Here is a 26,383-nt window from a genome sequence, read left to right as displayed (position 1 = left end):
TTAGAATTTATAGTTAAACTCCAACCAACCTTGACGGCCAAATGGTGAATATGATCCTATCGGATAATACGGCCAACCGCCTGTGTCATCTCGTTTCACTTTGTCAAACAAGTTATTGATAATGATTGAAGCAGAAGCTTTTGGAGAGATTTGATAAGTACCACTCCAATTCACCAAATACGTTGGGCTTAAATAGGCAGTCTGGTCGCCGTTTGGAATTTTGCCATAACGATTAACTAATACTGTTGATGCCCAATCACCAAAGCTCCAGCTGAGACTAGTATTAAAACGGTCACGCCAATCCGGAATACTTAAATCTTTTAAATAGTCATCTTTCTCGCCATCTTTTGATTGTTGATATTCATGTTCTAGTACACGGCTATAATTGATCGTCCAGAGAAAGTTACCAAAGCTATCTGTTTTCCAGCGCCATCTGCTAGTGAAATCAATCCCGCGGGTATGGTCGGATGCAGCATTAATCGGAACGATATTTATATTCTTAATCACATTTGGGTCGACAACTGCATTTGCAGGGTTACGCTCCACACGTGCTAATGCATCAATACAGGCTGCAGAGTTAATATCTTGGTTGCCTAAACGACAATCTGCTTCCAAACGTAGAATTTTGTCCGCACTTAAGTTGGTCACAAGATTATCAATTTTGATATCCCAGTAATCGACGCTAATGTCAAACTTATTGGTTGGCGACCAAACAAACCCTGCACCATAAGATTTACCCTCTTCAGGTTTCAGCTCTTTGTTTCCGGCTAAAGTGTAGTTCGCCCCAAGTGCGTAATCTTTAAAGGTACATTTATCTAAAGATTGTCCCGTTTGGCTACAACGTAAATAGTCAGTCGTACTTGCGAAATAACCTTTTTGCTTATTTAAGAATAGATAGTTCATATCTGGTGCACGAAAACTAGTTGCGTAGTTACCGCGCACCAATAAAGTCGGATGTGGCCTAAACTCAAGGCCTGAACCAAAAGTTAGCTTATCAATACTGTTATCTGACAAAGCATAACGGTCATAACGTCCGGACAAGGTTAAATTTAAGGGCTTTGCTAAAGGTAAGAATAATTCTGCACCAAGTGCTTGGCGTGTACGAGTACCGCTATATTCTCCACTAGAACTCGTATTATAAAACTCACCATTTTCAACTGCCTGATCTGGCTTAATCGAAAAGCCTTGACGCCCAATTTCAGCCACTGCTGCAAGTTTGGCAGTTCCCGCAGGTAACTTAAACACATCACCATTCGCACTTAAGGTTAAACTTTGTGCCCACGATTTATCTTTTTCTTTTGTTGTGCCCGAAATACTTTCAAATTCACTTGCTGTTAGTGGTCGACTTAAACGATCTAAATGAGGTGAATAAATAGGAATACCATCTGCATCTGTACCAAGTTGCTGACCTAAGAAATATTCATCAACATTCGAACGTAATAAGCCTTGGCGGTTTAGTTGACTAGTATAAATGGAACCATTATAGGCTGCTTCATAACTCCAGCTCGTCTCTCCAATATCGCCTCGAATTCCAAAATTTAAGTTAGAAGAAAGTTCTTTCCATTTTTTATTTATTCGTTCTACCCCACCTAATTCTTCAGGTGCAAAACGGCGATTCCAAATTTCATAATTTCCCGAATCTTGATTTAGGAAATAACCACTCGTTGCAGCTAAAGAAGTCCATATCGGACTACGGGTATTATTTTCAATTTGGTTTGCCCCAATCAAAAAATCTGCAAATAATTGGGTTTTATCATTTAACTCATAATCTAAACCGAGATAACCATTTTGGCTGCGGTTTTGGGTCTGAACAGTCCAATAAGTTGGCCGTGCCAAACCACTGGCACAATTGTCCGCCCCTGCTTGTCCAATATTATTGACTGATCCGTTAAATAAACCGTTAAACGCCTGACACCCTCCAATTGAAAGATATTTACCAGTATCGGCATTTTTACGGCCGACAACAGTATCGGGTTTCTCCCCCAAACGAGTTCGGCTCTTCATAAAATCCCGATCGGCTGCCCATATCGGTTCACGGCCACTAAGCTCGACCCCATAAACGAGACTAAGCTTGTCTAAAGTTTTACTGCCACTCAGTTGTAAACGTAAGTTTTCACCACCTTCTTTGGTTCCACCTGCCTTAATATTAAATTGTGTGCCGTCTGTTTTCTTTTTCAGAATAATGTTCACCACACCTGCAATTGCATCTGAACCATAAATTGCAGAAGCGCCACCGTTTAATATTTCAATACGGTCAATAATGGCAGTGGGAATATTGGCTAAGTTCACGAAATTGACAGAACCATCGTACGGTACAGGATAGTCTGCAACCCGATGTCCATTAATTAAAGTCAAAGTATGATTGGGTCCCAGACCTCGCAAACTAATGGCGTTCGCTGCAGGTGTAAAAGTATTTCCATAATCGGCACCTTGCACAAAACCAGTGTTTTGCGTCAGGTTATTGAGTGCGTCAAATGCATTACTAAAACCTTGTTTTTCAATATCAGCTGCGGTAATGACGGTCACACTGGTCGGGCCATCTTTTTGTGCTTTTGAAATCCGAGAACCTGTCACCGCAACACGAACTACTTTATCTGGTTTAGCTTGGTTTTGTGTTTGCTCTACGGTTTCTTGCGCATAGCTCTCTAATGGATGAAACAGTGCAACAAATACAAAAATAAATGAGCGCTTATTTTTTAAAGCCCCTACATATTTCAATTTATTTAAATACATATTTATTAATAGACAAAATAAAGATCGCCCTACTATATCCACTTTTATTTGGTTGATTTATACACATTTTTTCTAGATATATTGATGTTTAAGATATACCAAATGGTTAATTATTTATCATAAAAACTCACAATAAACTAAAACCTTTTTCAATAAATAAATCCTGTTTATGACTCAAACCCATACCCTAACTGAGCAAAATTTTTAAAACTCTTATCGAACAGCAAAAATCTTTGGTTATTTTCTGCTAACATAGCCCCCTAGCTAGTGAATCATGGAACGCAATAGGCCGAACCTCCCACACTCAATCAACTTCACCTAAAAATTTTAATCATTAATGCTGTAAATCATGACTATGAATATCCAACAGGCGCTCAACCACATTACCAAGAACATTCATTTGACTCAGCCTCAAATGGAAGAAATTATGCGCAGCATCATGCAAGGTGAGGCAACCGAAGCACAAATTGGTGCTTTAATGATGGGCCTACGCATGAAAGGTGAAAGCATTGACGAAATGACAGCGGCCGCACGTGTCATGCGAGAATTTGCGATCAAGATCGATGTGAGCGATATCAAACATTTAGTTGATATTGTGGGTACTGGTGGTGATGGACAAAATTTATTTAATGTCTCTACAGCATCTAGCTTTGTGATTGCTGCAGCAGGTGCGACCATTGCAAAACATGGTAATCGTGGCGTTTCAAGTAAATCAGGTTCATCAGACCTACTTGAGCAAGCAGGTATTCATCTTGATTTAGATATGCAACAAACCGAACGCTGCATCCGTGAAATGGGTGTGGGTTTCTTGTTTGCTCCAAACCATCATAAAGCCATGAAATACGCTGCTGGTCCACGTCGTGAACTTGGTATTCGTAGTATTTTTAATTTACTTGGCCCACTGACCAACCCTGCTGGTGTAAAGCGCTTTGTGATTGGTGTGTTTTCAGATGAACTTTGTCGCCCGATTGCCGAAGTGATGAAACAACTTGGTGCCGAACATGTCATGGTTGTCCATTCAAAAGATGGTCTTGATGAAATCAGTCTTGCAGCTCCGACAACTATTGCTGAGCTTAAAGACGGTGAAATTACGGAATGGACCCTTAATCCTGAAGATGTCGGGATTGAGTCACAAACATTAAATGGTTTGGTTGTCGCAGATGCAACGGCGAGTCTAAAGCTCATTAAAGATGCTTTAAGCAAAAATAAATCTGATATTGGTGAAAAAGCTGCAAACATGATTGCGCTTAATGCAGGCGCAGGCATTTATGTAGCGGGCATTACCAAAACTTATGCTCAGGCTGTTACATTCGCTCAAGATATTATCTATGGCGGACAGGCTTTAGAAAAAATGAGTGTTTTGGCTGAATTTACCAAAACATTAAAGCAATCTCAGGCAGATTAAGGATTTCTCATGATTAATATTCAAAATACCATTTTAGGTAAAATTGTTGACCGTAAACATGAGGAACTTGCTGCGCGTTTAAAACAACGTAATTTGCAAGATGTTGAAGAACTAGCAAAAGCTGCGACTCCGGTGCGTGGCTTTGCAAATGCTTTACAACATAAACGTCCGGGCGTGATTGCTGAAATTAAAAAAGCATCTCCATCAAAAGGAATCATTCGCGCAGACTTTAATCCTGCCGAAATTGCTCAGCAATATGAACAAGCTGGAGCAGCATGTTTATCGGTATTGACCGATGTTGATTTCTTTCAGGGTGCAGATGAAAATATTGCGATTGCCCGTAATCATTGTACCCTACCTGCTTTACGTAAAGACTTTTTGGTCGACCCATACAATGTAGTTGAAGCACGTGCTTTGCATGCTGACTGTATTTTATTAATCGTTGCATGTTTGTCTGACCAGCAACTCGAAGAAATGTCTAAAACTGCGTTTGAGCATCAACTTGATGTATTGGTTGAAGTTCATGACGAAGAAGAGTTAGAGCGTGCCTTAAAGCTTTCTGAACAATGTCTATTAGGCGTGAATAACCGTAATTTAAAAACCTTTGATGTAGATTTAAATACTACTATCCGGTTGAAAAAATTACTTCCGGCCTCACGTTTATTGATCACTGAAAGTGGTATTGCGACACCAGATGATGTACGTATGATGCAAGAGCATGATATTCACAGTTTCTTGGTTGGCGAAAGTTTTATGAAACAACCACGTCCAGATCAAGCTTTTACTGCCCTTTTTGGACAACCTCAAACGGTTTAATGAAGATATATGAGTAATAAAGATTCATCGCTTTCTAAAGAGCAACAAAAGTTATTGAAGCAATTTAAAAAGCAAATCTCCAATCCTCATTCAAGCAAAATCGCAAATCAGCCTGAGTCTAAAAAATCTCAGGTTGAGTCTGAAGAATTGGAAGACACACATCTATTTAAGCAGGCTGTTGCAGGCGTTAAACCCATCAACAATAGTAATATTGCCGATGTAAAAATCCCACGTGCCAAAAAAGTTGATGCACAAACTCTGGCGAAACGTGCAGCTGCCGAAGGTGGTCGTGATACCGAACATGCCGAGCTATCAGATACACAAGCTGCTTTAAATCCGGTCGCAAGCCAAGCAACGTTAAGCTATCGCATTGCGACTCTTCAACATAAGGTTTTTGAAGACTTAAAAGCAGGCAAGATGCGTTGGTTTGAAGCTGTAGATTTACACGGCTGTACCATTGAACAAGCACGTGACGCAGTTTTACAAATCATCCAGATGGCAAAAGATGAAAATCAAAATGTCATTAAAATTGTGCATGGTAAAGGCCCAGAAGCGGTCTTAAAAACCTATGTCAATGGATGGCTACGCCAACATCGTGATGTTTTGGCATTTGTAAGTGCCCCTGAAAACCAAGGTGGCACAGGTGCTGTTCTCGTACTGCTTAAACGTGCAGAAAAAAATCCAAAATTTGAACAAAAAAAATGATCCTTTGGGATCATTTTTTTACATCAAATACCTGTAATAATTGAGCAACTACTGCAATGGCAATCATTGCAGGTTGTTTTGATGAAATCCCGTCTATCCCGATCGGACAAACCAAACGTTGTAATGTTTCCGAAGTATAACCTCGCACCTGCATACGTTTTTCAAAAATGGCCCTTTTACTTTTTGAGCCAATCATCCCAACATAAGCAAATGGTTTTTCTGTAGGTTTTAAGGCTGTAAAACACAGTTGCAGATCTAGTTGATGATCGTGCGTTAAAATTAAAACTGCACCTGAACGGTCAAAATGTTCGATCTCGGCGTCTAAGGTATCAGTTGTTATACAGTACGCCTGTTCCAGTAAATCGGATGGGAAAATATCATCACGCGGATCAATCCATTTCACCCTCACACCAATAGGTAATAAACAACGGACAATTGCTTCAGCCACATGCCCCGCGCCACAAATCAGCACTTGCATGGTATTTGGTTGAATCTGCTGGCCAAATTGCCATTCTTCACTGCTGCCAGAATGAAACTCGAAACTTGGTTGTTGTTCCATATCCATCGTTTGCCAAGTGGATGCATATTGATATGAGACATTACGCCATATATGCTTTCCAGCTCGCCATGCTTGCAAACTCCCAGATAAATCCGACGCAATTTCAGCGGGTAATATTTTTTCAAATAATAACCACATTACTCCGCCACAACACTGCCCAAGCCGAGCACTGAGGTTAAACCGTTCAATACGCCTCACACAAGTTTCCGATTCTTTTAATATTGCTTTAGCAATATCAATCGCCTGAAACTCTAAATGCCCACCACCGATCGTATCTGACTGCTGCCATTGCTGTTGCAAATTAAACCGCAATAACATCGTTGCGCCAACCTCTCGTGGCGTAGAACCATCAGCACGGACCACTGTGACCAATACCATAGGCAGAGCATCAACTTGCCACGCTACAAAATCAGTCCACCATTGTAAATGTTGCATAATCTTCTACATTTTAGCCTGTGGGCGAGCAGCCAAATCTTGTCCCCGTCCAATCGCAATTGCACGTAAAATTTCCTCGGCAGTTGCCGGAGCATTGAGTATGAGCGGTGCATTTTCTGGAATAGCCGCCTGTACTGCCTGACGAATTGCAGAGAAAACCGATAATGCCAACATAAATGGCGGTTCACCTACCGCTTTAGAGCGATAGATAGTGTCTGCCTGGTTTTGATTATTAAACAGTTTGACATTAAAAATATGAGGAATGTCCACACTGGTCGGGATTTTGTAAGTTGAAGGTGCATGGGTAAACAAACGGCCTGCGTGTGGCCCCTGCGGCTGCCAATACAACTCTTCTGTCGTGAGCCACCCCATCCCTTGCACAAACCCGCCTTCAATTTGTCCAATATCAATTGCAGGGTTAATTGACCGCCCGACGTCATGCAAAATGTCGGCACGTAATACTTTCATTTCCCCAGTTAAGGTATCTATTGCGACCTCACTAACCGCTGCACCATAGGCATAATAGAAAAATGGACGCCCTAAATGGTTGACCTGATCATAGTGAATTTCTGGTGTTTTATAAAAACCGCTGTCCCATAGTTGTACACGTGCCATATATGCCCGTTGAACCAAGTCAGGAAATGTCCATGAATGACCATTCGCTGTTGTGACCATACTATCTTCAAACTGGACTTGGTGAGCCGCACTGTCGCTTAGGTCTGCTGCAAGTTTTGCCAGACGCTCACGAATTTTAATACAGGCGTTTTGAACAGCTTTACCGTTTAGATCTGCGCCACTCGATGCTGCAGTTGCCGAAGTATTTGGCACACGAGAAGTATCGGTTGCAATTAAACGAACGCTATCGATGGGTAAACCCAACTCATGTGCAGCAATCTGCCGTACTTTGGTATATAGCCCCTGTCCCATTTCTGTACCACCGTGTGTAATCGCGACAGTGCCATCCATATACACATAGACCAGTGCACCTGCCTGATTGTAATGCACGGCGTTAAATGAAATACCAAACATTAATGGGGTTAACGCAATACCACGCTTAATGATGTCATTGTTCTGATTAAAGGCGTGAATAGTCTGTCTACGCTTCGCGTAATCACTACTTTGCAATAGTTCGGCTACCAATTTTGGCGCAACATTATCACGGACTTCTGCCCCATAGTGCATACGGTCACGTCCACCACCAGGCTGCTCAGCAAAGAAATTGCGCTGACGAATTTCAACCGGATCACAACCTAAATAACGAGCAATGTCATCAATAATATTTTCAATCACAAACATGCCTTGCGGTCCACCAAAACCACGATATGCCGTATTGGAAACAGTATTAGTTTTACAACGCAAGTTACGTAGCTCAACTGCATTTAAATAATAAGCGTTGCCAATATGGCAAATCGCTCGTTCATTCACTGGTCCAGAAAGATCAGCCGAAAAACCACAATTTGAAGCCAGTTGTACCTTTAAGCCTTGCAAAACACCACTGTCATCAAAAGCCACAGACCACTCATAAGCAAAACCGTGACGTTTGCCTGTAGCACTCATGTCATCATCACGATCTAAGCGTAATTTACACGGAAGGCCCGTTTTTTGTGCTGCCAAAGAGGCAATACATGCCCACTGCGCTGACTGTGACTCTTTACCACCAAAACCGCCACCCATACGGCGACTTTCCACGCTGACCTGATGCATATTCATGCCTAATGCATGACAAATCAGTAACTGCATTTCGGTTGGATGTTGCGTTGAGCAATAGACTTTTAAGCTCTGATTTTCTTGTGGAATCGCATAAGAAATCTGTCCTTCAAGATAAAAATGCTCTTGCCCACCCAGCTCAATGGTTCCAGAAAGTTGATGGGCTGCGTTTTGAAATGCCTGTTCAACTTCACCATGGCTAAATTCAACAGGCGGTAACACCCACGATTCTTTTTCAATTGCATCTTGAATCGTTAAAATCGGAGTTTCGGGCACATACTCAATTTTTGCCAAGCGAACTGCCTGACGAGCTTGCTGATAACTCTCGGCCACAACCACAAACAAGGCTTGTCCATAAAACTCAACCTGTTCCTCGGCAAAAATTGGGTCATCTTTAACAATGGGTCCCCAATTATTTTCAACCTCAATATCTTTTGCCGAAAAAACTGCATGGACGCCATCGGCCTGACGTACTGCATCTAAATCAAACTTACTGATTTTGCCTTTGGCACAATTCGAGAATCCGACTGCCAAATGCAACGTATTTTCAAGCTCGGGTAAATCATCAATATAAGTTGCCTGCCCCGTCACATGTAAATGCGCGCTCTCGTGTGGAATCGAATCACCTGCTTTAGCTGATTTTTTAGAAATATTTAAGTCAATGGTTTGATTCATTTTAGATCTCCACCATAGCGATCAAGTCATTCACACGAGTGATCGTTTGAGACAGGATTTTTTCTACATAAAAACGCTGTAAACAGTTTTTCGAGACGTGTAAACGATATGCCGAGCTAGCACGTCCATCATCTAAAGGCTGATAGTCTTGCGACAATGCCTGCTGCGCCTGAACGATCAATTCTGCTGTAATTTGCTGGCCTTCTAATATGGCTTCTGCATATTTTGCACGTTTGGGAATAGCTGCCATACCACCAAAAGCAATTCTTACATTGTGAGTGACATCATCATTATCTAACTCACAAGAAATAGCTGCACATACCGCAGAAATATCTTGCTCAAATCGTTTGGCAATTTTATAGCTGGCAAATTTAAAACGTGTCGGCCCTTCACGAAGCGGAATAACAATCGCCTCAACAAACTCACCAAGCTGTAATGCTGTTTTTTGATAGTCTAAATAAAAGTCTTCCAAAGCAATTTCACGAGTCTGCTCACCTACACGCAAAATCAATCGTGTACCTAGCGTAATTAATGCTGGCATTGAATCACCAATAGGCGAACCATTGGCAATATTTCCACCTAGCGTTCCTGCGTTTTTAATCGGCATGGAAGCAAAACGGCGCTGCAATTCTTGAAAGTCGGGATAAAAATCTGAAATTTTAATGAGTGCATCACTCAAACTTACATTTGCCCCAATCGTTAAAGCATGGTCTGTGACTACAATCTTTTTCAGCTCTTCAACTTGACCTATATAAAGTATATCGCCCAAATTACGGCCCTGCTTTGTGACCCACAAACCGACATCTGTGCTACCTGCAACAATACGTGCTTGCGGCAACTCTAAGCGTAATACGGCAAAATCCTGCAAAGTCTTGGGTGCAAAAAATTGCTGACTATGATTATTTAAATGCAATGCAGGTAATGCTTTGATCTCTTTTAATACATCCATTACTTTTTGGCGTTGTAATACCACACGTGGATAGTCATAAGCTTTTTGTGCTGCATCTAAAATAGGGCGATAGCCTGTGCAGCGACATAAGTTTCCAGAAAGATAATCACTGATTTTATCTTTGCTTGGAGACTGTTGTTCATTTTCATACATTGACCATAACGACATGATAAAACCGGGTGTACAAAAACCGCATTGTGAACCATGCATATCGACCATCGCCTGTTGTACCGGATGAAGTGTGCCATCTGGTACTGGCAATAAGCTATGAAGGTCTTCTACTGTAAATAGGGCCTTACCATCTAAAGTTGGTAAAAACTGAATACACGCATTCACACTACGTAATTGCAGGTTGTCATTGACCAACTCACCAATCACTACTGTACATGCACCACAATCGCCCTCAGCACATCCCTCTTTTGTACCAGTCTGCCTAGTCTTACCAGTTTGAGTATATTCTCGCAGAAATTGTAAAACCGTCATTGTAGGTACTACGTTTTTTACTTGCTGCTGACCACCACGGAAAAAGAAGGTGATTGGACGTTCTAACATGTTTTATCCTTATGCTTTATAATAATGCTTCTGTGCAAATATGATGCCATTAGGCGATCATTTAGAACTTATCAATATTAAGCGCACATTTCATGTCCAAACACTTGACTATTAACGTTAAAAAACATGAAATTTATTCATCTTTTATCAAGCGTACAGAAAAACCAAAATAAATATAGTGCGAGGATTTATGAACATCAGGTCATGTTTCTGATACAATGCCGAGCTTGTCTAATAGAGTAAATTTATACGTCTTATGTCAATGCAGCAATCGTACGCAAATATTCTGACTGCCGTCGGTGAAGACCTTAATCGTCCCGGCCTTAAAGATACGCCTGTGCGTGCGGCTAAAGCTTTTTCATATTTAACTTCTGGCTATAGTAAAACTTTAGAAGAAGTCACCAATAATGCTGTTTTCCCATCAGATAACCATGAAATGGTATTGGTGAAGAATATTGAATTTTATTCGCTCTGCGAACATCATCTTCTCCCATTCTATGGCCGTGTTCATGTTGCCTATTTACCAGAAGGCAAAGTTCTTGGCTTATCTAAATTTGCACGTATTACCGAGATGTTTGCTCGTCGTTTGCAAATTCAGGAAAACCTGACTCAGCAAATCGCTGAAGCTGTTGCAGAAGTCACTGGTGCTCGCGGTGTCGCTGTAGTCATCGATTCAGCACATATGTGTATGATGATGCGTGGTGTAGGTAAACAAGAATCTACCACCCGTACAGTTTCATTTGTCGGAGATTTTAAAACCGATAAAGAAGCGCGCCGTGAATTCTTAAGTGCAGTACCAGAAAGCTACTAATATAGTTTTTACTGCCTAAATAAAAGCCCGACAATGTTGGGCTTTTTTTATAGCTGAACGCGATAAACTTCAATCCAATTCTATAAAACATAACAATTAAATTAGGTGATTTTTGTTATAAAAGTAGGCATCTTTCTTTTTAAATAATTTATGAGCTAATCATGCGATTTAAAAAAATTTCTTGTCTACTTTTATCCCCGCTTTTTATTTTTAGTACCTCAATTTATGCGGGCAATACACCAAAAGACCAAGAAATTAAAAAACTGGTAGATCAAAATTTTAAACCGTTATTAGAAAAATATGATGTGCCAGGTATGGCTGTGGGTGTTATTCAAAATAATAAAAAGTATGAAATGTATTATGGTCTTCAATCTGTTCAAGATAAAAAAGCCGTAAATAGCAGTACTATTTTTGAGCTAGGTTCTGTCAGTAAATTATTTACCGGGACAGCAGGTGGATATGCAAAAAATAAAGGAAAAATCTCTTTTGACGATAAGCCTGGTAAATATTGGAAAGAACTAAAAAATACACCGATTGACCAAGTTAACTTACTTCAACTCGCGACGTATACAAGTGGTAACCTTGCCTTGCAGTTTCCAGATGAAGTACAAACAGACCAACAAGTTTTAACTTTTTTCAAAGACTGGAAACCTAAAAACCCAATCGGTGAATACAGACAATATTCAAATCCAAGTATTGGCCTATTTGGAAAAGTTGTTGCTTTGTCTATGAATAAACCTTTCGATCAAGTCTTAGAAAAAACAATTTTTCCGGCCCTTGGCTTAAAACATAGCTATGTAAATGTACCTAAGACCCAAATGCAAAACTATGCTTTTGGCTATAACCAGGAAAATCAGCCGATTCGAGTTAACCCCGGCCCACTCGATGCCCCAGCATACGGCGTCAAATCCACCTTACCGGATATGTTGAGTTTTATTCATGCCAATCTGAACCCACAAAAATATTCGGCAGATATTCAACGTGCAATTAATGAAACACATCAGGGTCGCTATCAAATAAATACCATGTATCAGGCACTCGGTTGGGAAGAGTTTTCTTATCCGGCAACGTTACAAACTTTATTAGACAGTAATTCAGAACAGATTGTGATGAAACCTAATAAAGTGACTGCTATTTCAAAAGAGCCTTCAGTTAAGATGTACCATAAAACTGGCTCAACCAACGGTTTCGGAACATATGTGGTGTTTATTCCTAAAGAAAATATTGGTTTAGTCATGTTAACCAATAAACGTATTCCAAATGAAGAGCGCATTAAGGCAGCTTATGCTGTGCTGAGTGCAATAAAGAAATAATTTTTCCCTAAAATAAAAAGAGAGAAATAGTCATCATCTATTTCTCTCTTTTTATAGGTATATGGTTTAAAAGAACCAAACATATCCTAAGCTTGATTTCATCCAATCTAGATGATTTTGTTTTTCATAATCCCAATTAAAGCGAATGGCATTATTACTATTAATGGCATATTGCCACTGTGTATTTAGCCGTAAGTTCCATTGGTTTTGGTCTTCCCAATATGGCAGCTCAACTTGTACCACAGTGTTAAATTTTTCAAACCACTGATTCATACATCCTAATGTCGGCCCTACTCCCACACGCCAGCCTTTATCTAAATTTGAACCCGCTTGGACATAAGTTTGTACCTGCCCATAGCAAATATGTTTACGCTCATAATCTGCAAGACTGTAACCAACCTGAGCATTAAAACTCGCGACGCCATGCTGCTTTTCATCACTATAAACACCGTCATGAACCGCTTCCTGACGCCAGCCTAAGTTAAATCCCCAAGTCAGTGGAGTTTTAAATGGTTGAATCGGGTTATAAGAGTTCACTTCTAACAGATCAAGATGTTCTAGTTTTAAATGATCATCTCGCCACTGTGCATTACCATTTAAAAATAATAATTGAGTACCGGCACGGTATCCGCCCTGCGGATCTATTAAGTCATGATAAGCCTGTCTATGACCTATCTCGATAAATTTGTCACCTTGCACTTCGCCCAGTTTTAACGAAACATTACGTGCATTATGGCCTTGAGTCGGCTCGGTTGATGGTCTTTTAGGTTCTTGGCGCTGTTTGTCTAAATCAATCTGACTTCGTAGTGCTAAAAGCTGTCTAAGCTGTGGCTGAGCAAAGCTTTCTTCAACTTTGCGACCAATAAATTGTAGATATAAATCATCATAAGCCATCTCAAGAATTTTGGCCTGATCTGATGGACCAAATGATTTAAGTGTTTCCGAAGACTCTTTAATTGGCTTCATTGCTAACTGATGAGCAACTTTAGCTAAAGATGCACCATGCTGGTGAGCTTGGGCCAATAATTGAGTTTCTAAAGCAGGTCGATACACAGGAGCTTTAGTGAGTCCCTGTTGTTGCATCGCTTTAATGGTTTCCATTGGAATAGAAGCGTAGTTAAACTTTTCTTGTAGATGAGATTCAGGTTTAACTAAATCGACTAAGCCCAATAACCGATATGCACAGTTATCACTCACAAAGTAATAAGGGAAGCTTACATGTTGCATTTCCCAAATATGACTTACCAAAAACCGCGTTTCTTCTGGAGATAGATTTAACTCATATTCCCACAAATCACGGCTCTCAAAATCACCATATTCTTTTACCTTACGATAGTAAGGCATAAGTGAGTATTCACCCGGATACTGCCCTGTTAAGCCTTTCCATGCATATGACCAGTTGTCATTGCCTGCCACAGTTGCTGCATAGTTTACGGCATAAGAAACGAGGTTTAACTGCTGTTGATCTTTAGGATCTAGACGCAATAAGGTATGCCCAAACATTGAGCTTGGATTACCCATAAAATCTGTGGCGTAAATTAGGGTCGCTTTGTAAGGCTTAATCTGCCCAATCCAGTTTTCAAATTCTGAACATTTTACTTGCGGCAATACATTTTCTTGAATGCCTAATTGCTGTATAAGCCACTGACTGCGTGCCGGAAATTTACAGCGAATTGACTGGTTATCTTGCGTAGGTATAAATAATGCCGAGATGTCTGCTTTCAGTTCTTCTTTTAAATTATTTTTTCCATTTTCTGATAGAAAATAGCCAGCATAAGTGACCTCACTTTTCTGGTTTTTATTGGCATACATGAGCCTTTGCCATGTAATGTCTTGGTCTAATTTTTTTTGTTCTGCAATGGACCAGTAGTTTTGAATAGATGGATTTGTTTCTGCTGAATACGCAATATTCACTGCCAAAGAGGCAAAAATTAAAACAACCGATTTCATTAAGCTCATCAATTTTAATCATTAAATATAAGAAAAACCCTGCCAAATGACAGGGTTTTCAATTTCAAACTTATACGTAAGCTTTTAAAACTTCGTCTTTAGCCATTACGTTTTGTAATGATGCTAATACTTGAAGTGTGTTTTGGTTGTTTGTTGAATAGATTTCACCAAAGTTTGCTTTTGAAACTTTGAAGAAACGGTCTTTATCTTGTGGTTTGATTTGCATTAACTCAGCAAGTACATTCAGGCTTTCACCTTGGCCTACAGCCATGTCACGCGCTAAAGCTTCTGCATTTTCATTTGTGAAAGTAACAACTTGTGCTGTAACTGTTCCACCCTGACGGCAACCTAAAGTACCGAAAGTAATACCTAATAATTGGTTAGTAAAAATACCGTTTGTTGTTGCAGCAAGAATTTTAGGCACCACTCCTTTTTGGCCAGCCCATACTTGCGTACCCACACCACAACCTACATCGTTATCAGCCATAGCAACACTTGAACCAGCTGCTAACAAAGCAGCTAAAGCTAATTTTTTTAACATAGATGTATATCTCCAAAAATCATTATTGATTGTTTCTTATGTATTGTTATGTGTAATTCTTATTACACGATATTAAAGATAGCGATAAGCCAATCATTTAGCAATTAAAAAATAAATAATATGATAAAAAGTGTAAAAGAAAAATTTATCTTAAATTCCAATTACCTTGATTATCTCGATGACCTAATATTTTAAGTACTAACACTAAACTCAAAAGTAATAATAAATACCATGATCCAAGTTTACCCCACCCCACCATATGCCAAGCCTCTACCTGACTTGGATAGAGCCAGATTTTATAAAAAGTACTAATATTTTCAGCAATCCAGATCAGAAAAGCGAGTGTTAACAATACAGGTAGCATCGGGATTTTAAATTTATGCTCATTTAATTGAAAATAAAGTTTTGTTTTCCAAAAAATAAAAACACTGATAGCAAATAAAATATAGCGAATATCGGGTACAAAAAATTTACTCATAAAATTTATATATGAGAAAAATGCGAGCAAAAGCATACTTCCAAAACTCGGAAGTTTTTCAAATGAAACTTGCAGCAGGCGTATTGAGCGTGCAAAAAAACTACCTACGGCAGAGTACATAAAGCCTGCAAATAAAGGCACAGTTAAAATTTTAAATACCGCAGGCTGCGGATATTGCCATGACGCAATCGCAGGATGTGTTAAGAATATTTCCATGGCCATCGCCATGACGTGAAATAAAGCAATAACTTTGGCTTCTGCCCATGATTCAAGTTTTAAATATAAAAGACAGATCTGAATCAGCACTGCATAGATGAGTAAATAGTCATAACGATAAAAACCCATATATTCATGGCTTCCCATCGACGCAGTTAGGGCAAAAGCGATGAGAAGCAAAATACCAAACAAGGCTGCCGAAACAGCCTTGCCAATAAATTGAAGAGGTAAAAACAGATATTGCACAAAAAACTATCCTAGATATTTAGCACTATACTCATGTACTGTATCTACAAAGATTTTTGGCTGCGCCGGATCTACCCATTGGGTAATTCCGTGCCCTAAGTTAGCAACGTAACCGGTCTTCTCACCGTTTGCATAAGCATCATCTAACATTGCTTTTACAGCTTTTTCAATTGAAGCCGCCGAACCATATAAAACAGCCGGGTCAAGGTTCCCTTGTAGGGCAACACGACCTGCCACCGTGGTTCGAGCCGTATTTAATGGCGTCGTCCAGTCCAGCCCTAATGCATCTGCACCAGTGGTAATCATTGGTTCTAACCATTGACCGCCACCTTTAGTGAACACAATCACTGGAATACGGCGTCCATCTTTTTCACGTTGTAAGCCCGCGATAATCTTCTTCATATAGTTAAGAGAGAACTCTACATATTCACGGTGTGCTAAAGCCCCACCCCAACTATCAAAGATTTGAATTGCCTGAGCGCCTGCATCAATTTGCGCATTTAAGTAGTCAATGACTGAATCTGCTAAATGGTCGAGCAACGCATGCAAAACTTCCGGCTGCGCATACATCATTTGCTTGGTAAAACGGAACTCTTTGCTTGAGCCGCCTTCAACCATATAAGTCGCCAGTGTCCAAGGACTACCCGAAAAACCAATCAGTGGAACTTGTCCACCTAAAGCAGAACGAATCGTACTTACTGCATTCATCACATAATCAAGATCGGCTTTAGCATTAAGCTTAGGTAAGTTAGCCACATCTTGTTCAGTACGTACCGTTTTATGAAACTTCGGACCTTCTCCAGTTTCAAAATATAGTCCAAGCCCTAATGCGTCAGGAATAGTTAAAATATCTGAAAATAAAATTGCTGCGTCTAAATCGTAGCGACGCAAAGGCTGTAAAGTCACTTCACAAGCAAACTCTGTATTTTTGCATAAAGATAGAAAGTCACCAGCTTTTGAGCGTGTTTCCCGATATTCAGGCAAATAACGTCCTGCTTGGCGCATCATCCATATTGGAGTGGTATCTACAGGCTCACGTAATAAAGCACGTAAGAAACGATCATTTTTAAGTGTCGTCATTGCCGATCTCTATCTTTTTCATGTGGCAGCATCATAACAAAAGGTGAGTGTTTTTATAATTTCAATTTCACACAAAAAACTTGCCAATCTACTAAAAAATGCATATTTACACAAAAGTCTACTGCAAGAAGAAACGTTTTCTGCAATACTTGCAGCATGTTACATCGGGTTTATTTATATCCCTTCGAGTCTCAAATAAGCCAATATTAAATTCATAAGAATGAATGATTGGTGAGTTTATGGCCTAAAGGATCTGATTTTCCCTATTGCTTATATGAAAATTCTTAAGGTTGAATTACATGTTTGTTCGCTCATTACTCGCTATGAGTTTAAGTTGTATTATTGCTAATGTTGCTTTGGCTGCGTCAACAACTGAGCAACCACTGAACCCTAATAAAATATCTGCTCCTGTAGAAGATCCGATTGATCCGCTTGCTGTAGATGCTGCTTCAACTGTAAAAGCTCAAGCTCAGACTCAGATTACTGCACAAGAACAAAATGACCTAAATAGAGCGTCAACAACATTACAAAACTTACAAAAAGCTGAAGACCAAAATGCTGATTCAGGTATTGCCGCTTCAACACCAGTAGCTACGGCTAAAACCACAACAGCTACTGCGTCTACAGCAACTTCTGCGCCAGCGGTTACATGGACATTAGATAGCTTAAACAACGCTGAGTGGTATGAAAATATTGGCAAAGGCCAACTTCCAGTTTATGCACGCGCTCACGTTATGCTTAATAATGCACATGCTTCACCGGGTGCGATTGACGGCATGAGCGGTAAAAATACATTAAAAGCAATTGCATCTTTCCAGCAAATGAATGGTTTATCTCCTACTGGCGAGTTAACTAAAGAAACTTGGGATGCGCTTGTTGCTAAACAAAACAAACCAGCATTTATTGAATACACCATTACCGATGCCGATTTAAAAGGTCCTTACGCACAATCAATTCCTTCTGACTATGCTTTACAAGCAAAAATGAAAGGTTTGTACTACACACGCGTAAGTGAAATGTTGGGCGAGAAGTTTCATATTGATGAAGCCTTCTTAAAGAAAATTAACCCGACTGCGACATTCAAAAAAGTTGGTGAAAAAATCATTGTTCCAAATGTACGCAATGACTTACCAGAAGATATTCACTTGATTATTGCGCATAAAGGTGCGAAACAGTTGTATCTGTTTAACAGCCGTAATCAAATGATTGCGTCATTTCCTGCAACAATTGGCAGTACTGATACGCCATCTCCGACCGGTACTTACAAGGTAGTAGGTGTAGCACGTAACCCTTGGTACAGCTACTCTCCTTCTAACTTTGTACAAGGCAATAACTTAAAACCGCTTTCATTACCACCAGGTCCAAATGCTCCTGTAGGTAATATCTGGATTGGTTTAAGCAAAAAATCATTTGGTATTCACGGTACACCAAACCCGTCTTTAATTTCTAAAACTGCATCACACGGTTGTATCCGTTTAACGAACTGGGATGCTAACGATTTAGGTAATAAAGTACGTTCAGGCGTAACTGTTAAATTCTTAGAATAATCCTCTTAATTAAAAAAGCCTGCTTTATGCAGGCTTTTTTATTAAATTTTTTAGCATAGCCCCGTGGAATATTAATTATTGTTTTGGCTATAAAAATAAAACCAGCCTAGGGTTTCTAATTACACAGCAATTTTTGTATTTAGAATATTTAACATGGTTTGCATTTTAGCTTCTGTTTCCAGCCATTCAGCTTCAGCATCTGACCCTTCAACAATCCCCGCACCAGCATATAAGCGCATTTTATTGTCACTGAGTAGACCACATCGAATCGTCACTACCCACTCACCATTACCCTCCGCATCCATCCAGCCGACTAACCCCGTGTAATAATGTCGGTCATAACCTTCATGATCTAAAATAAACTGCTTAGCAACATTGGTTGGTGAGCCACAAACTGCTGGTGTTGGATGTAATTCTAATGCAAGGTTTAAAGCATTCGGAGCTTGTTGCTTAAGCACACCTTGGAATTCTGATGATAAATGCAACATCGTTGATGTTTCTAAAATATCTGGAAATTCAGAAACCTTAAGCTCTACACAATAAGTGGCTAAATTTCTAATAATATTTTCAACCACAATTCGATGTTCATGTTGGTCTTTCTCGGAATGATTTAATTCTTGTTGACTGACGAAGTTTTTTTCAGAAATTTGAGATTTAGGACGAGAACCGGCCAAAGGATTACTGGTTACAATACGCCCTTGTTTTGACAAAAGCAGTTCAGGACTTGCGCCTAGAATATAATTATTATGTTCGACTGGAATCACAAAATTATAAGCATTTGGATTTTGCTTTAATAAAGCAGCCAATAAATTTTCTGGCTCTTGATGACGGTTAAACTCATATTCAACAGCCTGAGAGAGAACAACTTTTTCTACCTTCTTTTTCTCAAAAGCATCTAAAGCTAGCTGTACTGTACCTTCAAATTTTTGTCGTTGAATGAGTAATGATTTATTAATTATCTCAATGTTATTACGATTTTTTAATGAGTTAATCGTAGAAGATGCTTGTGTTATTTTTTTATGATCAGTATAAAAATTTAAGCTACTTTTCTTTGTAATATCAAAAGGTATAGCACCAATTAAAACTGGATTTTGATGGCCTTGCTTTTTAATTTCTTCAAAGCATTTTGCAATCTCTTCATTCAATAGTGTGGTATTTGCTGCAGGTGTATTTAACGTTTTAATAAATTCGCTCACCTCAAGATAATAATTCTTCGTAGAAAAACATGAAAATTTCTTTTGACCGATATGATCTAAATTTTGCTCTACTGATATTTGAGTCTGCATCATCTGTATATCACCTCTCACATTGATTTTTTTCAAGCAAATTCTGTAGTACTTCTTTTTAAATATAAGGATATAAAAATACTGAAACACACATTAATGCAAATGATTATTATTATCAATAACAAATTTAGTTTTCAATGCAAGAAATTGTAATTATCTCGTTATTTGTATGAAAAAAATAAACTTTAACCTCTAGAGTTATCCCGCTTAAACTTTCTTGTCTAAGGTAAAAATAAAGAAACGCGCCATCTAGTGCTTTAAGTTTTATATTTTTAAAATCAATAATTTGCTTATATTTTAAATAAAATGCCTTAATGATACTTTCTTTAGCGGAGAATATTATCAAATATAAATATGCTTGATCTTTTAGTAGCTTTTCAATTTCTTCTTGCTCGTTTTTATTGAGAAAAACATCATAAAATTCATCTTTCTTTTGAAAAAAAATATGATGTTTTTGAGACTCTATATCGATTCCAAATATTTTTTCTTTAAGCGTGTTATTTCTAACATATGCGATGGCATGACATGATTTTTTTGATCCAACATGACTAATCCCACCCATCATTCCTTCGGGCCATAGGGGTTCCCCATGTCTACCTTGATAGACAATAGAATCTTGTAAGTTAAGGCTTTGTAATGCATATTTTGCTGCTAAGCGTCCCGTCAAGAACTCTAATTGACGAATAAAGCGTGAGCTTTTTATATTCGGTGGAAGAAATATATTCAGCTCCTGATAGATATGATCAAGCTGAGGTATTTCTTTGATTTGGCTGAGCTGGACTTTATGTATATCTAGCCCGAAAGCTGTTAGCTTTTCATATTGAATATTTATTTCATCCAGACATGAATTAGCCCCTCTACTTAACTGCTTCTTCGTATTCATAGCATGGACTTTATTCAATATTCATAGTCAATGTTTCAACGATTGCAGCAATATTTTCAAGCATCTTTACTCGAGTCTCGGGATTGAGAAAGTAGAAATGGTCCCCTTCAAACTCAATACTTCCTAACCAATTTTCTGTGTGTTGTTGCCATGCGTCCATCATTCTTTTGTTAGGAATATCAGGGTCCTGTTTGCCATAAAATGCAACGATCGGAACCTCAGTCTTATGAATCTTCTCGCCAAGTAATTGATCACTAAGATAGAAATCATTACGAATGATTTTGAGAAAGAATGTGAGTGCATCCTGATTATTTAAAATTTCGTCAGGAAAATTATTGTATCGCTTTAATTCATCAATAATTTTTTCATCGGTTAGCTCATGCTTGTACCGCATATGTTGAATATAGTGATGCTCAGGTCGGCTACTTATAACAATTAATCTCAACTGATCAATTATGGTTTTTTCATTCAAATAATTGAGTACTTTCCAAATCAAGCCACCTCCTACACTATGTCCAAATAAAATGAACGGTGTGTCTGAGTAAGCTTGTATTTCATTGGCAATTTGCATAGCCAATAGATCAGGTTCATCAATCAATGGTTCATTTATTTTTATACCATGACCCGAATATTCAATAGGAATAATACGAATATTGTCAGAGATCTGCTTTTTCCATGGATGATAAATACTTGCGCTACTCCCCGCAGACGGTAAACAGAACATATTATATTGAGGTTTATTCATTTAAGAATTCTCCAAATATTAAGCATTTTTCTTTTATAAAAAATGCTTAAATCAGATTTCTGCGCTATTTTTTTAAACAGAAGTTGAAGCTAAATTGATAGTTTGAGTCGGTTGCCAAATAGCTGAATCACGATGTGTGACAAAAATAACCGTAGAAGAAAGAGCACGTATCGTTGTAACAATTTCCTGCTCAGTCTCTTCATCCAAGGCAGAGGTTGCTTCATCAAGTATTAAAATCGGCGCATTTTTGAGTAATGCTCGGGCAATTGCGACCCGCTGACGTTCACCACCAGACAATGCGGTACCTTGTTTACCCACCGATTGATTAATTCCTTCTGAACTACGGTCAATCATTGCCCCTAATTCGGCATCTCTTGCAACCTTTTCTATTTCATCATCAGTTGCATCAGATTTTCCTAAACGGATATTTTCAGCCAGTGTACCTGTGAACAAAATAGGTTCTTGTGTGACATAAGCGATATTCGAGACCAAATCTTCATATTTCATTTGATCAAGAGCTATGCCACCCAGGATAATTTTTCCTCTTTGTGGATCATCAAACCGTGTAAGCAATTCAAGTAAAGTACTCTTACCGCTACCGCTTGGTCCGGTAACCCATACTCTGCTCCCCGATGCGATGTCGAGAGACATATTTTCAATTGCTGGCGCATAGCTAACGTCTTGTACCGAAATATGATGACCAGTAGGAATTTGAGGGTGTAATGGCTCAGGCAACTCAGGTGGATGGGTGATCTGATTAAAGCTGCGTAGTGCAGCAAATAAATCATTGATATGCAACCCTGCGGTAGCAAGTTCACCTAACGGCGCTGCTGCACGTCCAATTAAGACGAGTAATGCCAATACCAAAGCAGCATGATTGACTCCAGCGATCACCAGATATGTTGCCAGCCCTGCAATGGGTAAAACACTTGCCAAGGTTGCAACAAAACTTGCAAATGCAGCAGCACGGTTGATCCGTACTAATGTCTCTTCTTGCTCTTCCCAACGATGTTCCAGCCTTTGAACCGCACGTTCTGGTCCCGCGGCTGTGCGTAATAACTCAACATGATCAACCAATTCCAACGTTGCTTGTGAAGCAGCTAAATCGGCAGTATTACGTTTTTTATCAATATGCATGAGTGCACGTTGTGCTAGGAATTGAGCAAATAAAGAGAGTAAAAGTAAGCCTAAAGCGACAAATGCTACGCCTGCTCCGGCAAGCATGCTTATTCCTATTGTGAGAAATAAAGGCATAAAAGGCGCATGTAAAAAGGTTTGCAATTGATGAGCAGGAATACTCATAAACCCAGGAATTCCCTGTCCAGCAATTGTCTTAATCTGAGCACGCTGTTCATTGGTAAACCAAGAGAGCTTAGCACGAGCTAAAGATTTGCCTAACTCAGCAAATAGGTCTCCTGCTAAACGCACACCAGTAAGGAAGCCAGCACGAGTGACTATAACTGTCACTAATATTGCTGCAATTGCACTGATGAGAACCCAGCTTGGTGACCATTGATTGACAATTGCAAATGCCAATACGGTATATGCGATTGCTTCAATTGCTGCAACAATGATCCATCCAATACCAACAATAATTAATTTTTGTTTGGCCGCACGAGGAAGCATCGAAAAAATCTGATCTTTATTTAATTTAGCAGGAGTATTCATAAAGATTTCCCTGAGTCAGTTGGGCCTTTAAGCACTAACCTGTTGTCGGCATGAGCAGCTAAGGCGAGATCATGAGTGACCATGACGATGGTTTTATTCTGGTTCTTAGCTAAGTGGCTTAATTCCAATATTATTTTTGTCGCATTGGTCTGGTCGAGTGCACTCGTTGGCTCATCTAATAAAATAATAGGAGCTGAGGATAAAAACGCACGCGCTATTCCTATGCGCTGTTTTTCACCGCCTGAAAGTAAAGTTGCATCTGCATTTAAATCTACTTTTAGTTGGGCCTTGAGTAATGCCTGTTCAAGTTGTTCATCATTTGCATTAACGGCAGATAAGGACAAGTTTTCTCTTACTGTGGTCGGTAATACATCTCCACCTTGTGGAATAAACAAAACCTTTTCATGTCTTAGTTTTTCATGTAATTGCAAAATATCTTTTTTTGCTAATTGAACAACACCTTCTTGCAATACGGCAAACCCAGCAAGTGCTCGCAGTAAGGTTGTTTTTCCAACTCCACTCGGCCCTGTAATTGCAGTCATTGTATTTTTTGGAAATGAATAACTTAATCGATCAAATACTTTTTGATTTTCAATTGCAAAGCTTGCATTCACTATTTCGAGTGTTACATCTCCCTCAATCTGTTGTAGATTGCCCGATGAGAGTACTGGCTCTTTTAAGAAAGCAGATAAACGAGTAGCTGCAGCTCGCCCAGCAGCGACATAATCAAGACCATGTCCTAAACGTAGCGAAGGTGTCACGATGGCCAAACTAAAGAAAAGTGTTGCAGCCAAGGTCATGCTGTCGTATTGATAAGCCACGAGATAGGCTATGGCAAAGGTTGCAACAGCTTGTAGTAATGCAGTGGCAACAGCAGCGAGTGTTGCGACTTTACTCACCCAAGACACCATATTTTGAGTGAAATTTTGTGCTGATTGAGTATAGGCTGTTAAAGCGCCAGATTGTTGCCCATATATTCGATTATCACGAATGCCGCGCGCATAATCATCAGCAGAACCAATAATATCTAACATGACCTGCATACGTGCAGCGCCATCCCGTTTTGATACATGGGGAACAATAATTAAATAATAAAGTGAAGCTATTGCACCAGGTAATAATACCCAAAGGGCCATCGGGCCAACCAAAGCAATTAATAAAACAATAGAAACTAAAGGGATTACAGCAAAAATCGCAATTTCCGACGGTAAATGCGCCACCATATGGTGTAAGGTTGCGATATCGTCTGAAACCAGTCGTTTTAAGTTTTGGTCACCCTGTTTTGATAGGGTTGTGTTAGGTAACCGAATTAAATGATGAGCAATTTGACGACGTAATCGTGCCGAAAATCCAGCCTCTGCATCATGCACTAACCATGAAGCTAGTGCTGCCAATGCCGCCCCGACTATCCAAAAAACCGCTGAAAAGATCACCCAATAAGAAGATAAATAACCAATCAACTGAATCATGCCCCACAGAGCAATTAAAATGGCTAAACCAGAAAATACGGCAGCAAGTGTTCCTGCAAATAATTTAGGAAATGCTGGCTTGAGTGCAGGTGCCAAGGAAGAGTCTGTCATCAGATGAGATAACTTTAAATCAGACATGCTTATCTCTCTTTATATTCATAGAAAAAGCGGTACTTAAAATAAAATCTCGCTTCAATTGACCAGCAAGAATTGCCATTTCCGGCTTTAAAAAAGCATGAATAAGAAAATCATATAAAAAGTATTTTTTTAAAAACTTTAATTGCATCAAAAACTTCCTAACCACCCTATCAAAATATTTTTAGATCATTTTCTAGACTGTAAAAATTAATATGGATTTGTCTAAATCATCTTGGTTGATATGACTAAAAGCCAACTGTACGTTTAGAGGCACCTTGTAAATCAAAAATAACGTCGTCAATTAAGTTATCAATCTGACGTGTATCTCGGTGATGTGCCGTAGTAATTAAATGAGCCATATTTCCAGAGGTTGCCAGATAATGCTTTTTCCAGATGTGCTCAGAAGGACACGGAAATACCACAGTAATTGAATTCGGATTTCGCCAAGCAGGAATGCCCACTGCCTGAAAGCGATCAACCGCGTACTGGGCCATTTTTAGGCAATGCTGAATTCTCTGTCGTCTTTGTAAATTAGTTTGGCTACGTATTGCCGCCCACATCAGCAAGACGGTATGACCATTACGAGAACCGCTAATGGTTTGATCACGTGTAGAGATATAGTCAACATCTACTGATATACGCTCTACATTTTGGCGTTTGGCCACAACAATGCCACACGGAATCGGTGAGCCAATCATTTTATGACCAGACACACAGATTGAGTCGATACCATGAGCAAAGGAAAACGCTTGAGGATGATCAACAAAAGGTAAAATCATGCCACTTAAGGCAGCGTCGGCATGAATATAATAATCTCGGCGCATGATTCCGATTTGCGCTAAGCGCTCTTGAATCATTTCAATATCATCAATTGCACCGGTCATGGTCGTACCAATATTTGCAAAAATAATGGGGTGACTTTCTTTATTGGTTTTTATTTTATCGATTAAATCATCATAGTCGATTTCACCATTATCCAATGATTCGATCACACAAGATTTCATCTGCAATAATTTGGCGATTTTTCCCACCGAATAATGCGTATCTTTTGAGTAATATAATGTGGAATCAGGAAATAGCTCACGCGCCAGATAGCAGCCAAACATATTACCTTCTGTGCCACCATTGGTTACGTATCCCCAGCTTTCTTCAAAGGGAATTTGAAAAATTTCAGCAAAATACGCCATCACATCTTTTTCAAAATCAAAAGAATTCAATGCGTAATTACTATAGTCTTTCCAATCACCACAATTATTAATAGAGAATTTGAAAAAACGGAATAAAGCGGAATAATCAAAATCTGCAGATTCAGGATATCCAATATTGAAGTATTGATGTTTTAAACAGTAATTCCAGAATGTCTCTATTCTCTCTTGATCAGCAGGCGATAAAATCATTTTTTGCTCCGTTAATATGACGATTACAAGTCGTCTAAGGAGTCGCTATCAAAGATATAAATTTTATGTAAAATTTAGC

General features: G+C 39.2%; 21 protein-coding genes. 6 read left to right on the top strand and 15 right to left on the bottom strand.

Annotated features, from left to right (window positions below; all coding sequences use genetic code 11):
* Positions 1-2,733 (bottom strand): TonB-dependent receptor plug domain-containing protein, encoded by a 2,733-nt coding sequence (locus MKL62_RS18970; protein ID WP_270899800.1) that lies wholly within the window; start codon positions 2,731-2,733, stop codon positions 1-3.
* Positions 2,734-3,088: 355 nt separating this feature from the next.
* Between MKL62_RS18970 and trpD the strand changes: the two genes are divergently transcribed.
* From trpD to MKL62_RS18955, 3 genes are read left to right on the top strand one after another with little or no spacing between them, the layout of a single operon-like run.
* Positions 3,089-4,138 (top strand): anthranilate phosphoribosyltransferase, encoded by a 1,050-nt coding sequence (trpD, locus tag MKL62_RS18965; RefSeq protein ID WP_079270573.1) that lies wholly within the window; start codon positions 3,089-3,091, stop codon positions 4,136-4,138.
* A gap of 9 nt (positions 4,139-4,147) precedes the next feature.
* Positions 4,148-4,954: an indole-3-glycerol phosphate synthase TrpC gene (trpC, locus tag MKL62_RS18960; RefSeq protein ID WP_000608310.1), complete on the top strand. Its 807-nt coding sequence runs from the start codon at positions 4,148-4,150 to the stop codon at positions 4,952-4,954.
* A gap of 9 nt (positions 4,955-4,963) precedes the next feature.
* Positions 4,964-5,659 (top strand): Smr/MutS family protein, encoded by a 696-nt coding sequence (locus MKL62_RS18955; protein WP_005128233.1) that lies wholly within the window; start codon positions 4,964-4,966, stop codon positions 5,657-5,659.
* A 10-nt stretch (positions 5,660-5,669) separates the two neighbouring features.
* Here MKL62_RS18955 and xdhC read toward each other — a convergent pair whose 3' ends face one another.
* Genes xdhC through xdhA form a run of 3 tightly spaced genes read right to left on the bottom strand, consistent with a single transcriptional unit; the run spans position 5,670 to position 10,536 of the window.
* Positions 5,670-6,653 carry a xanthine dehydrogenase accessory protein XdhC gene (xdhC, locus tag MKL62_RS18950; RefSeq protein ID WP_005128232.1) on the bottom strand — a complete coding sequence of 328 codons (984 nt, stop codon included), beginning with the start codon at positions 6,651-6,653 and terminating at the stop codon, positions 5,670-5,672.
* A gap of 6 nt (positions 6,654-6,659) precedes the next feature.
* Positions 6,660-9,035, bottom strand: coding sequence for a xanthine dehydrogenase molybdopterin binding subunit (xdhB, locus tag MKL62_RS18945; RefSeq protein ID WP_005128230.1), 2,376 nt, complete (start codon positions 9,033-9,035; stop codon positions 6,660-6,662).
* Between the two features lies 1 nt (position 9,036).
* Positions 9,037-10,536, bottom strand: coding sequence for a xanthine dehydrogenase small subunit (gene xdhA / locus MKL62_RS18940; protein ID WP_005128229.1), 1,500 nt, complete (start codon positions 10,534-10,536; stop codon positions 9,037-9,039).
* 262 nt (positions 10,537-10,798) lie between these two features.
* Here xdhA and folE point away from each other — a divergent pair, with 262 nt between their 5' ends.
* Together folE and MKL62_RS18930 are read left to right on the top strand one after the other, a co-directional pair.
* A complete protein-coding gene (folE, locus tag MKL62_RS18935) occupies positions 10,799-11,347 on the top strand; it encodes a GTP cyclohydrolase I FolE (protein ID WP_001187844.1) in 549 nt (182 codons plus the stop codon).
* Between the two features lie 161 nt (positions 11,348-11,508).
* Positions 11,509-12,660, top strand: a complete 1,152-nt coding sequence (locus MKL62_RS18930) for an extended-spectrum class C beta-lactamase ADC-155 (RefSeq protein ID WP_005128228.1) — start codon at positions 11,509-11,511, stop codon at positions 12,658-12,660.
* A 66-nt stretch (positions 12,661-12,726) separates the two neighbouring features.
* Here the strand turns inward: MKL62_RS18930 and MKL62_RS18925 are convergent, their stop codons facing one another.
* The 4 genes from MKL62_RS18925 to hemE all read right to left on the bottom strand — a co-directional run bounded on the left by MKL62_RS18925 (position 12,727) and on the right by hemE (position 17,171).
* Entirely contained in the window at positions 12,727-14,610 is a 1,884-nt protein-coding gene (locus tag MKL62_RS18925) for an Lnb N-terminal periplasmic domain-containing protein (protein ID WP_005128227.1), read from the bottom strand.
* 70 nt (positions 14,611-14,680) lie between these two features.
* Positions 14,681-15,151 (bottom strand): DUF3015 family protein, encoded by a 471-nt coding sequence (locus MKL62_RS18920; protein WP_000914200.1) that lies wholly within the window; start codon positions 15,149-15,151, stop codon positions 14,681-14,683.
* Between the two features lie 145 nt (positions 15,152-15,296).
* Positions 15,297-16,091 carry a DUF817 family protein gene (locus tag MKL62_RS18915; RefSeq protein ID WP_001199677.1) on the bottom strand — a complete coding sequence of 265 codons (795 nt, stop codon included), beginning with the start codon at positions 16,089-16,091 and terminating at the stop codon, positions 15,297-15,299.
* 6 nt (positions 16,092-16,097) lie between these two features.
* Positions 16,098-17,171, bottom strand: a complete 1,074-nt coding sequence (gene hemE, locus MKL62_RS18910; RefSeq protein WP_000209397.1) for a uroporphyrinogen decarboxylase — start codon at positions 17,169-17,171, stop codon at positions 16,098-16,100.
* Between the two features lie 299 nt (positions 17,172-17,470).
* Here hemE and MKL62_RS18905 point away from each other — a divergent pair, with 299 nt between their 5' ends.
* On the top strand, positions 17,471-18,718 hold the full coding sequence (locus MKL62_RS18905; RefSeq protein ID WP_005128226.1) for a L,D-transpeptidase family protein: 1,248 nt from the start codon (positions 17,471-17,473) through the stop codon (positions 18,716-18,718).
* A gap of 119 nt (positions 18,719-18,837) precedes the next feature.
* Here MKL62_RS18905 and basJ read toward each other — a convergent pair whose 3' ends face one another.
* The 7 genes from basJ to basG form a co-directional block, all read right to left on the bottom strand.
* A complete protein-coding gene (basJ, locus tag MKL62_RS18900) occupies positions 18,838-20,007 on the bottom strand; it encodes an acinetobactin biosynthesis isochorismate synthase BasJ (protein ID WP_005128224.1) in 1,170 nt (389 codons plus the stop codon).
* A gap of 124 nt (positions 20,008-20,131) precedes the next feature.
* Positions 20,132-20,887: an acinetobactin biosynthesis phosphopantetheinyl transferase BasI gene (gene basI / locus MKL62_RS18895; protein WP_005128223.1), complete on the bottom strand. Its 756-nt coding sequence runs from the start codon at positions 20,885-20,887 to the stop codon at positions 20,132-20,134.
* A gap of 10 nt (positions 20,888-20,897) precedes the next feature.
* Positions 20,898-21,632 (bottom strand): acinetobactin biosynthesis thioesterase BasH, encoded by a 735-nt coding sequence (gene basH, locus MKL62_RS18890; protein ID WP_005128220.1) that lies wholly within the window; start codon positions 21,630-21,632, stop codon positions 20,898-20,900.
* A 72-nt stretch (positions 21,633-21,704) separates the two neighbouring features.
* Complete coding sequence (gene barB, locus MKL62_RS18885) at positions 21,705-23,300, bottom strand: acinetobactin export ABC transporter permease/ATP-binding subunit BarB (protein ID WP_005128219.1); 1,596 nt, start codon at positions 23,298-23,300, stop codon at positions 21,705-21,707.
* Entirely contained in the window at positions 23,297-24,907 is a 1,611-nt protein-coding gene (gene barA / locus MKL62_RS18880) for an acinetobactin export ABC transporter permease/ATP-binding subunit BarA (protein ID WP_005128218.1), read from the bottom strand. Before barA ends, barB begins: the two co-directional genes overlap by 4 nt.
* The gene (locus MKL62_RS18875; protein ID WP_001176132.1) at positions 24,900-25,055 is read right to left on the bottom strand and encodes a hypothetical protein; all 156 of its coding nucleotides are present in this window, start codon (positions 25,053-25,055) and stop codon (positions 24,900-24,902) included. The genes barA and MKL62_RS18875 overlap by 8 nt, the downstream gene beginning before the upstream one ends.
* Positions 25,056-25,152: 97 nt before the next feature.
* Entirely contained in the window at positions 25,153-26,304 is a 1,152-nt protein-coding gene (basG, locus tag MKL62_RS18870) for an acinetobactin biosynthesis histidine decarboxylase BasG (protein ID WP_005128217.1), read from the bottom strand.
* Positions 26,305-26,383 lie beyond the last annotated feature (79 nt).

Origin of the sequence: Acinetobacter sp. AOR01_HL, assembly GCF_027855455.1 — a bacterium.
Classification (GTDB): Bacteria; Pseudomonadota; Gammaproteobacteria; order Pseudomonadales; family Moraxellaceae; genus Acinetobacter; species Acinetobacter baumannii.
This window is presented reverse-complemented; position numbering and strand designations above follow the sequence as displayed.

Excerpts from the sequence above, each read along its gene's own strand:
- MKL62_RS18970 (WP_270899800.1), bottom strand. The coding sequence starts at position 2,733 with ATGTATTTAAATAAATTGAAATATGTAGGGGCTTTAAAAAATAAGCGC.
- MKL62_RS18905 (WP_005128226.1), top strand. The coding sequence starts at position 17,471 with ATGTTTGTTCGCTCATTACTCGCTATGAGTTTAAGTTGTATTATTGCT.
- MKL62_RS18955 (WP_005128233.1), top strand. The coding sequence starts at position 4,964 with ATGAGTAATAAAGATTCATCGCTTTCTAAAGAGCAACAAAAGTTATTG.
- MKL62_RS18925 (WP_005128227.1), bottom strand. The coding sequence starts at position 14,610 with ATGAAATCGGTTGTTTTAATTTTTGCCTCTTTGGCAGTGAATATTGCG.
- folE (WP_001187844.1), top strand. The coding sequence starts at position 10,799 with ATGCAGCAATCGTACGCAAATATTCTGACTGCCGTCGGTGAAGACCTT.
- MKL62_RS18875 (WP_001176132.1), bottom strand. The coding sequence starts at position 25,055 with ATGCAATTAAAGTTTTTAAAAAAATACTTTTTATATGATTTTCTTATT.
- trpD (WP_079270573.1), top strand. The coding sequence starts at position 3,089 with ATGAATATCCAACAGGCGCTCAACCACATTACCAAGAACATTCATTTG.
- MKL62_RS18920 (WP_000914200.1), bottom strand. The coding sequence starts at position 15,151 with ATGTTAAAAAAATTAGCTTTAGCTGCTTTGTTAGCAGCTGGTTCAAGT.
- MKL62_RS18930 (WP_005128228.1), top strand. The coding sequence starts at position 11,509 with ATGCGATTTAAAAAAATTTCTTGTCTACTTTTATCCCCGCTTTTTATT.
- xdhC (WP_005128232.1), bottom strand. The coding sequence starts at position 6,653 with ATGCAACATTTACAATGGTGGACTGATTTTGTAGCGTGGCAAGTTGAT.
- barA (WP_005128218.1), bottom strand. The coding sequence starts at position 24,907 with ATGTCTGATTTAAAGTTATCTCATCTGATGACAGACTCTTCCTTGGCA.
- trpC (WP_000608310.1), top strand. The coding sequence starts at position 4,148 with ATGATTAATATTCAAAATACCATTTTAGGTAAAATTGTTGACCGTAAA.
- hemE (WP_000209397.1), bottom strand. The coding sequence starts at position 17,171 with ATGACGACACTTAAAAATGATCGTTTCTTACGTGCTTTATTACGTGAG.
- basJ (WP_005128224.1), bottom strand. The coding sequence starts at position 20,007 with ATGATGCAGACTCAAATATCAGTAGAGCAAAATTTAGATCATATCGGT.
- basG (WP_005128217.1), bottom strand. The coding sequence starts at position 26,304 with ATGATTTTATCGCCTGCTGATCAAGAGAGAATAGAGACATTCTGGAAT.
- barB (WP_005128219.1), bottom strand. The coding sequence starts at position 23,300 with ATGAATACTCCTGCTAAATTAAATAAAGATCAGATTTTTTCGATGCTT.
- basI (WP_005128223.1), bottom strand. The coding sequence starts at position 20,887 with ATGAATACGAAGAAGCAGTTAAGTAGAGGGGCTAATTCATGTCTGGAT.
- xdhB (WP_005128230.1), bottom strand. The coding sequence starts at position 9,035 with ATGAATCAAACCATTGACTTAAATATTTCTAAAAAATCAGCTAAAGCA.
- basH (WP_005128220.1), bottom strand. The coding sequence starts at position 21,632 with ATGAATAAACCTCAATATAATATGTTCTGTTTACCGTCTGCGGGGAGT.
- xdhA (WP_005128229.1), bottom strand. The coding sequence starts at position 10,536 with ATGTTAGAACGTCCAATCACCTTCTTTTTCCGTGGTGGTCAGCAGCAA.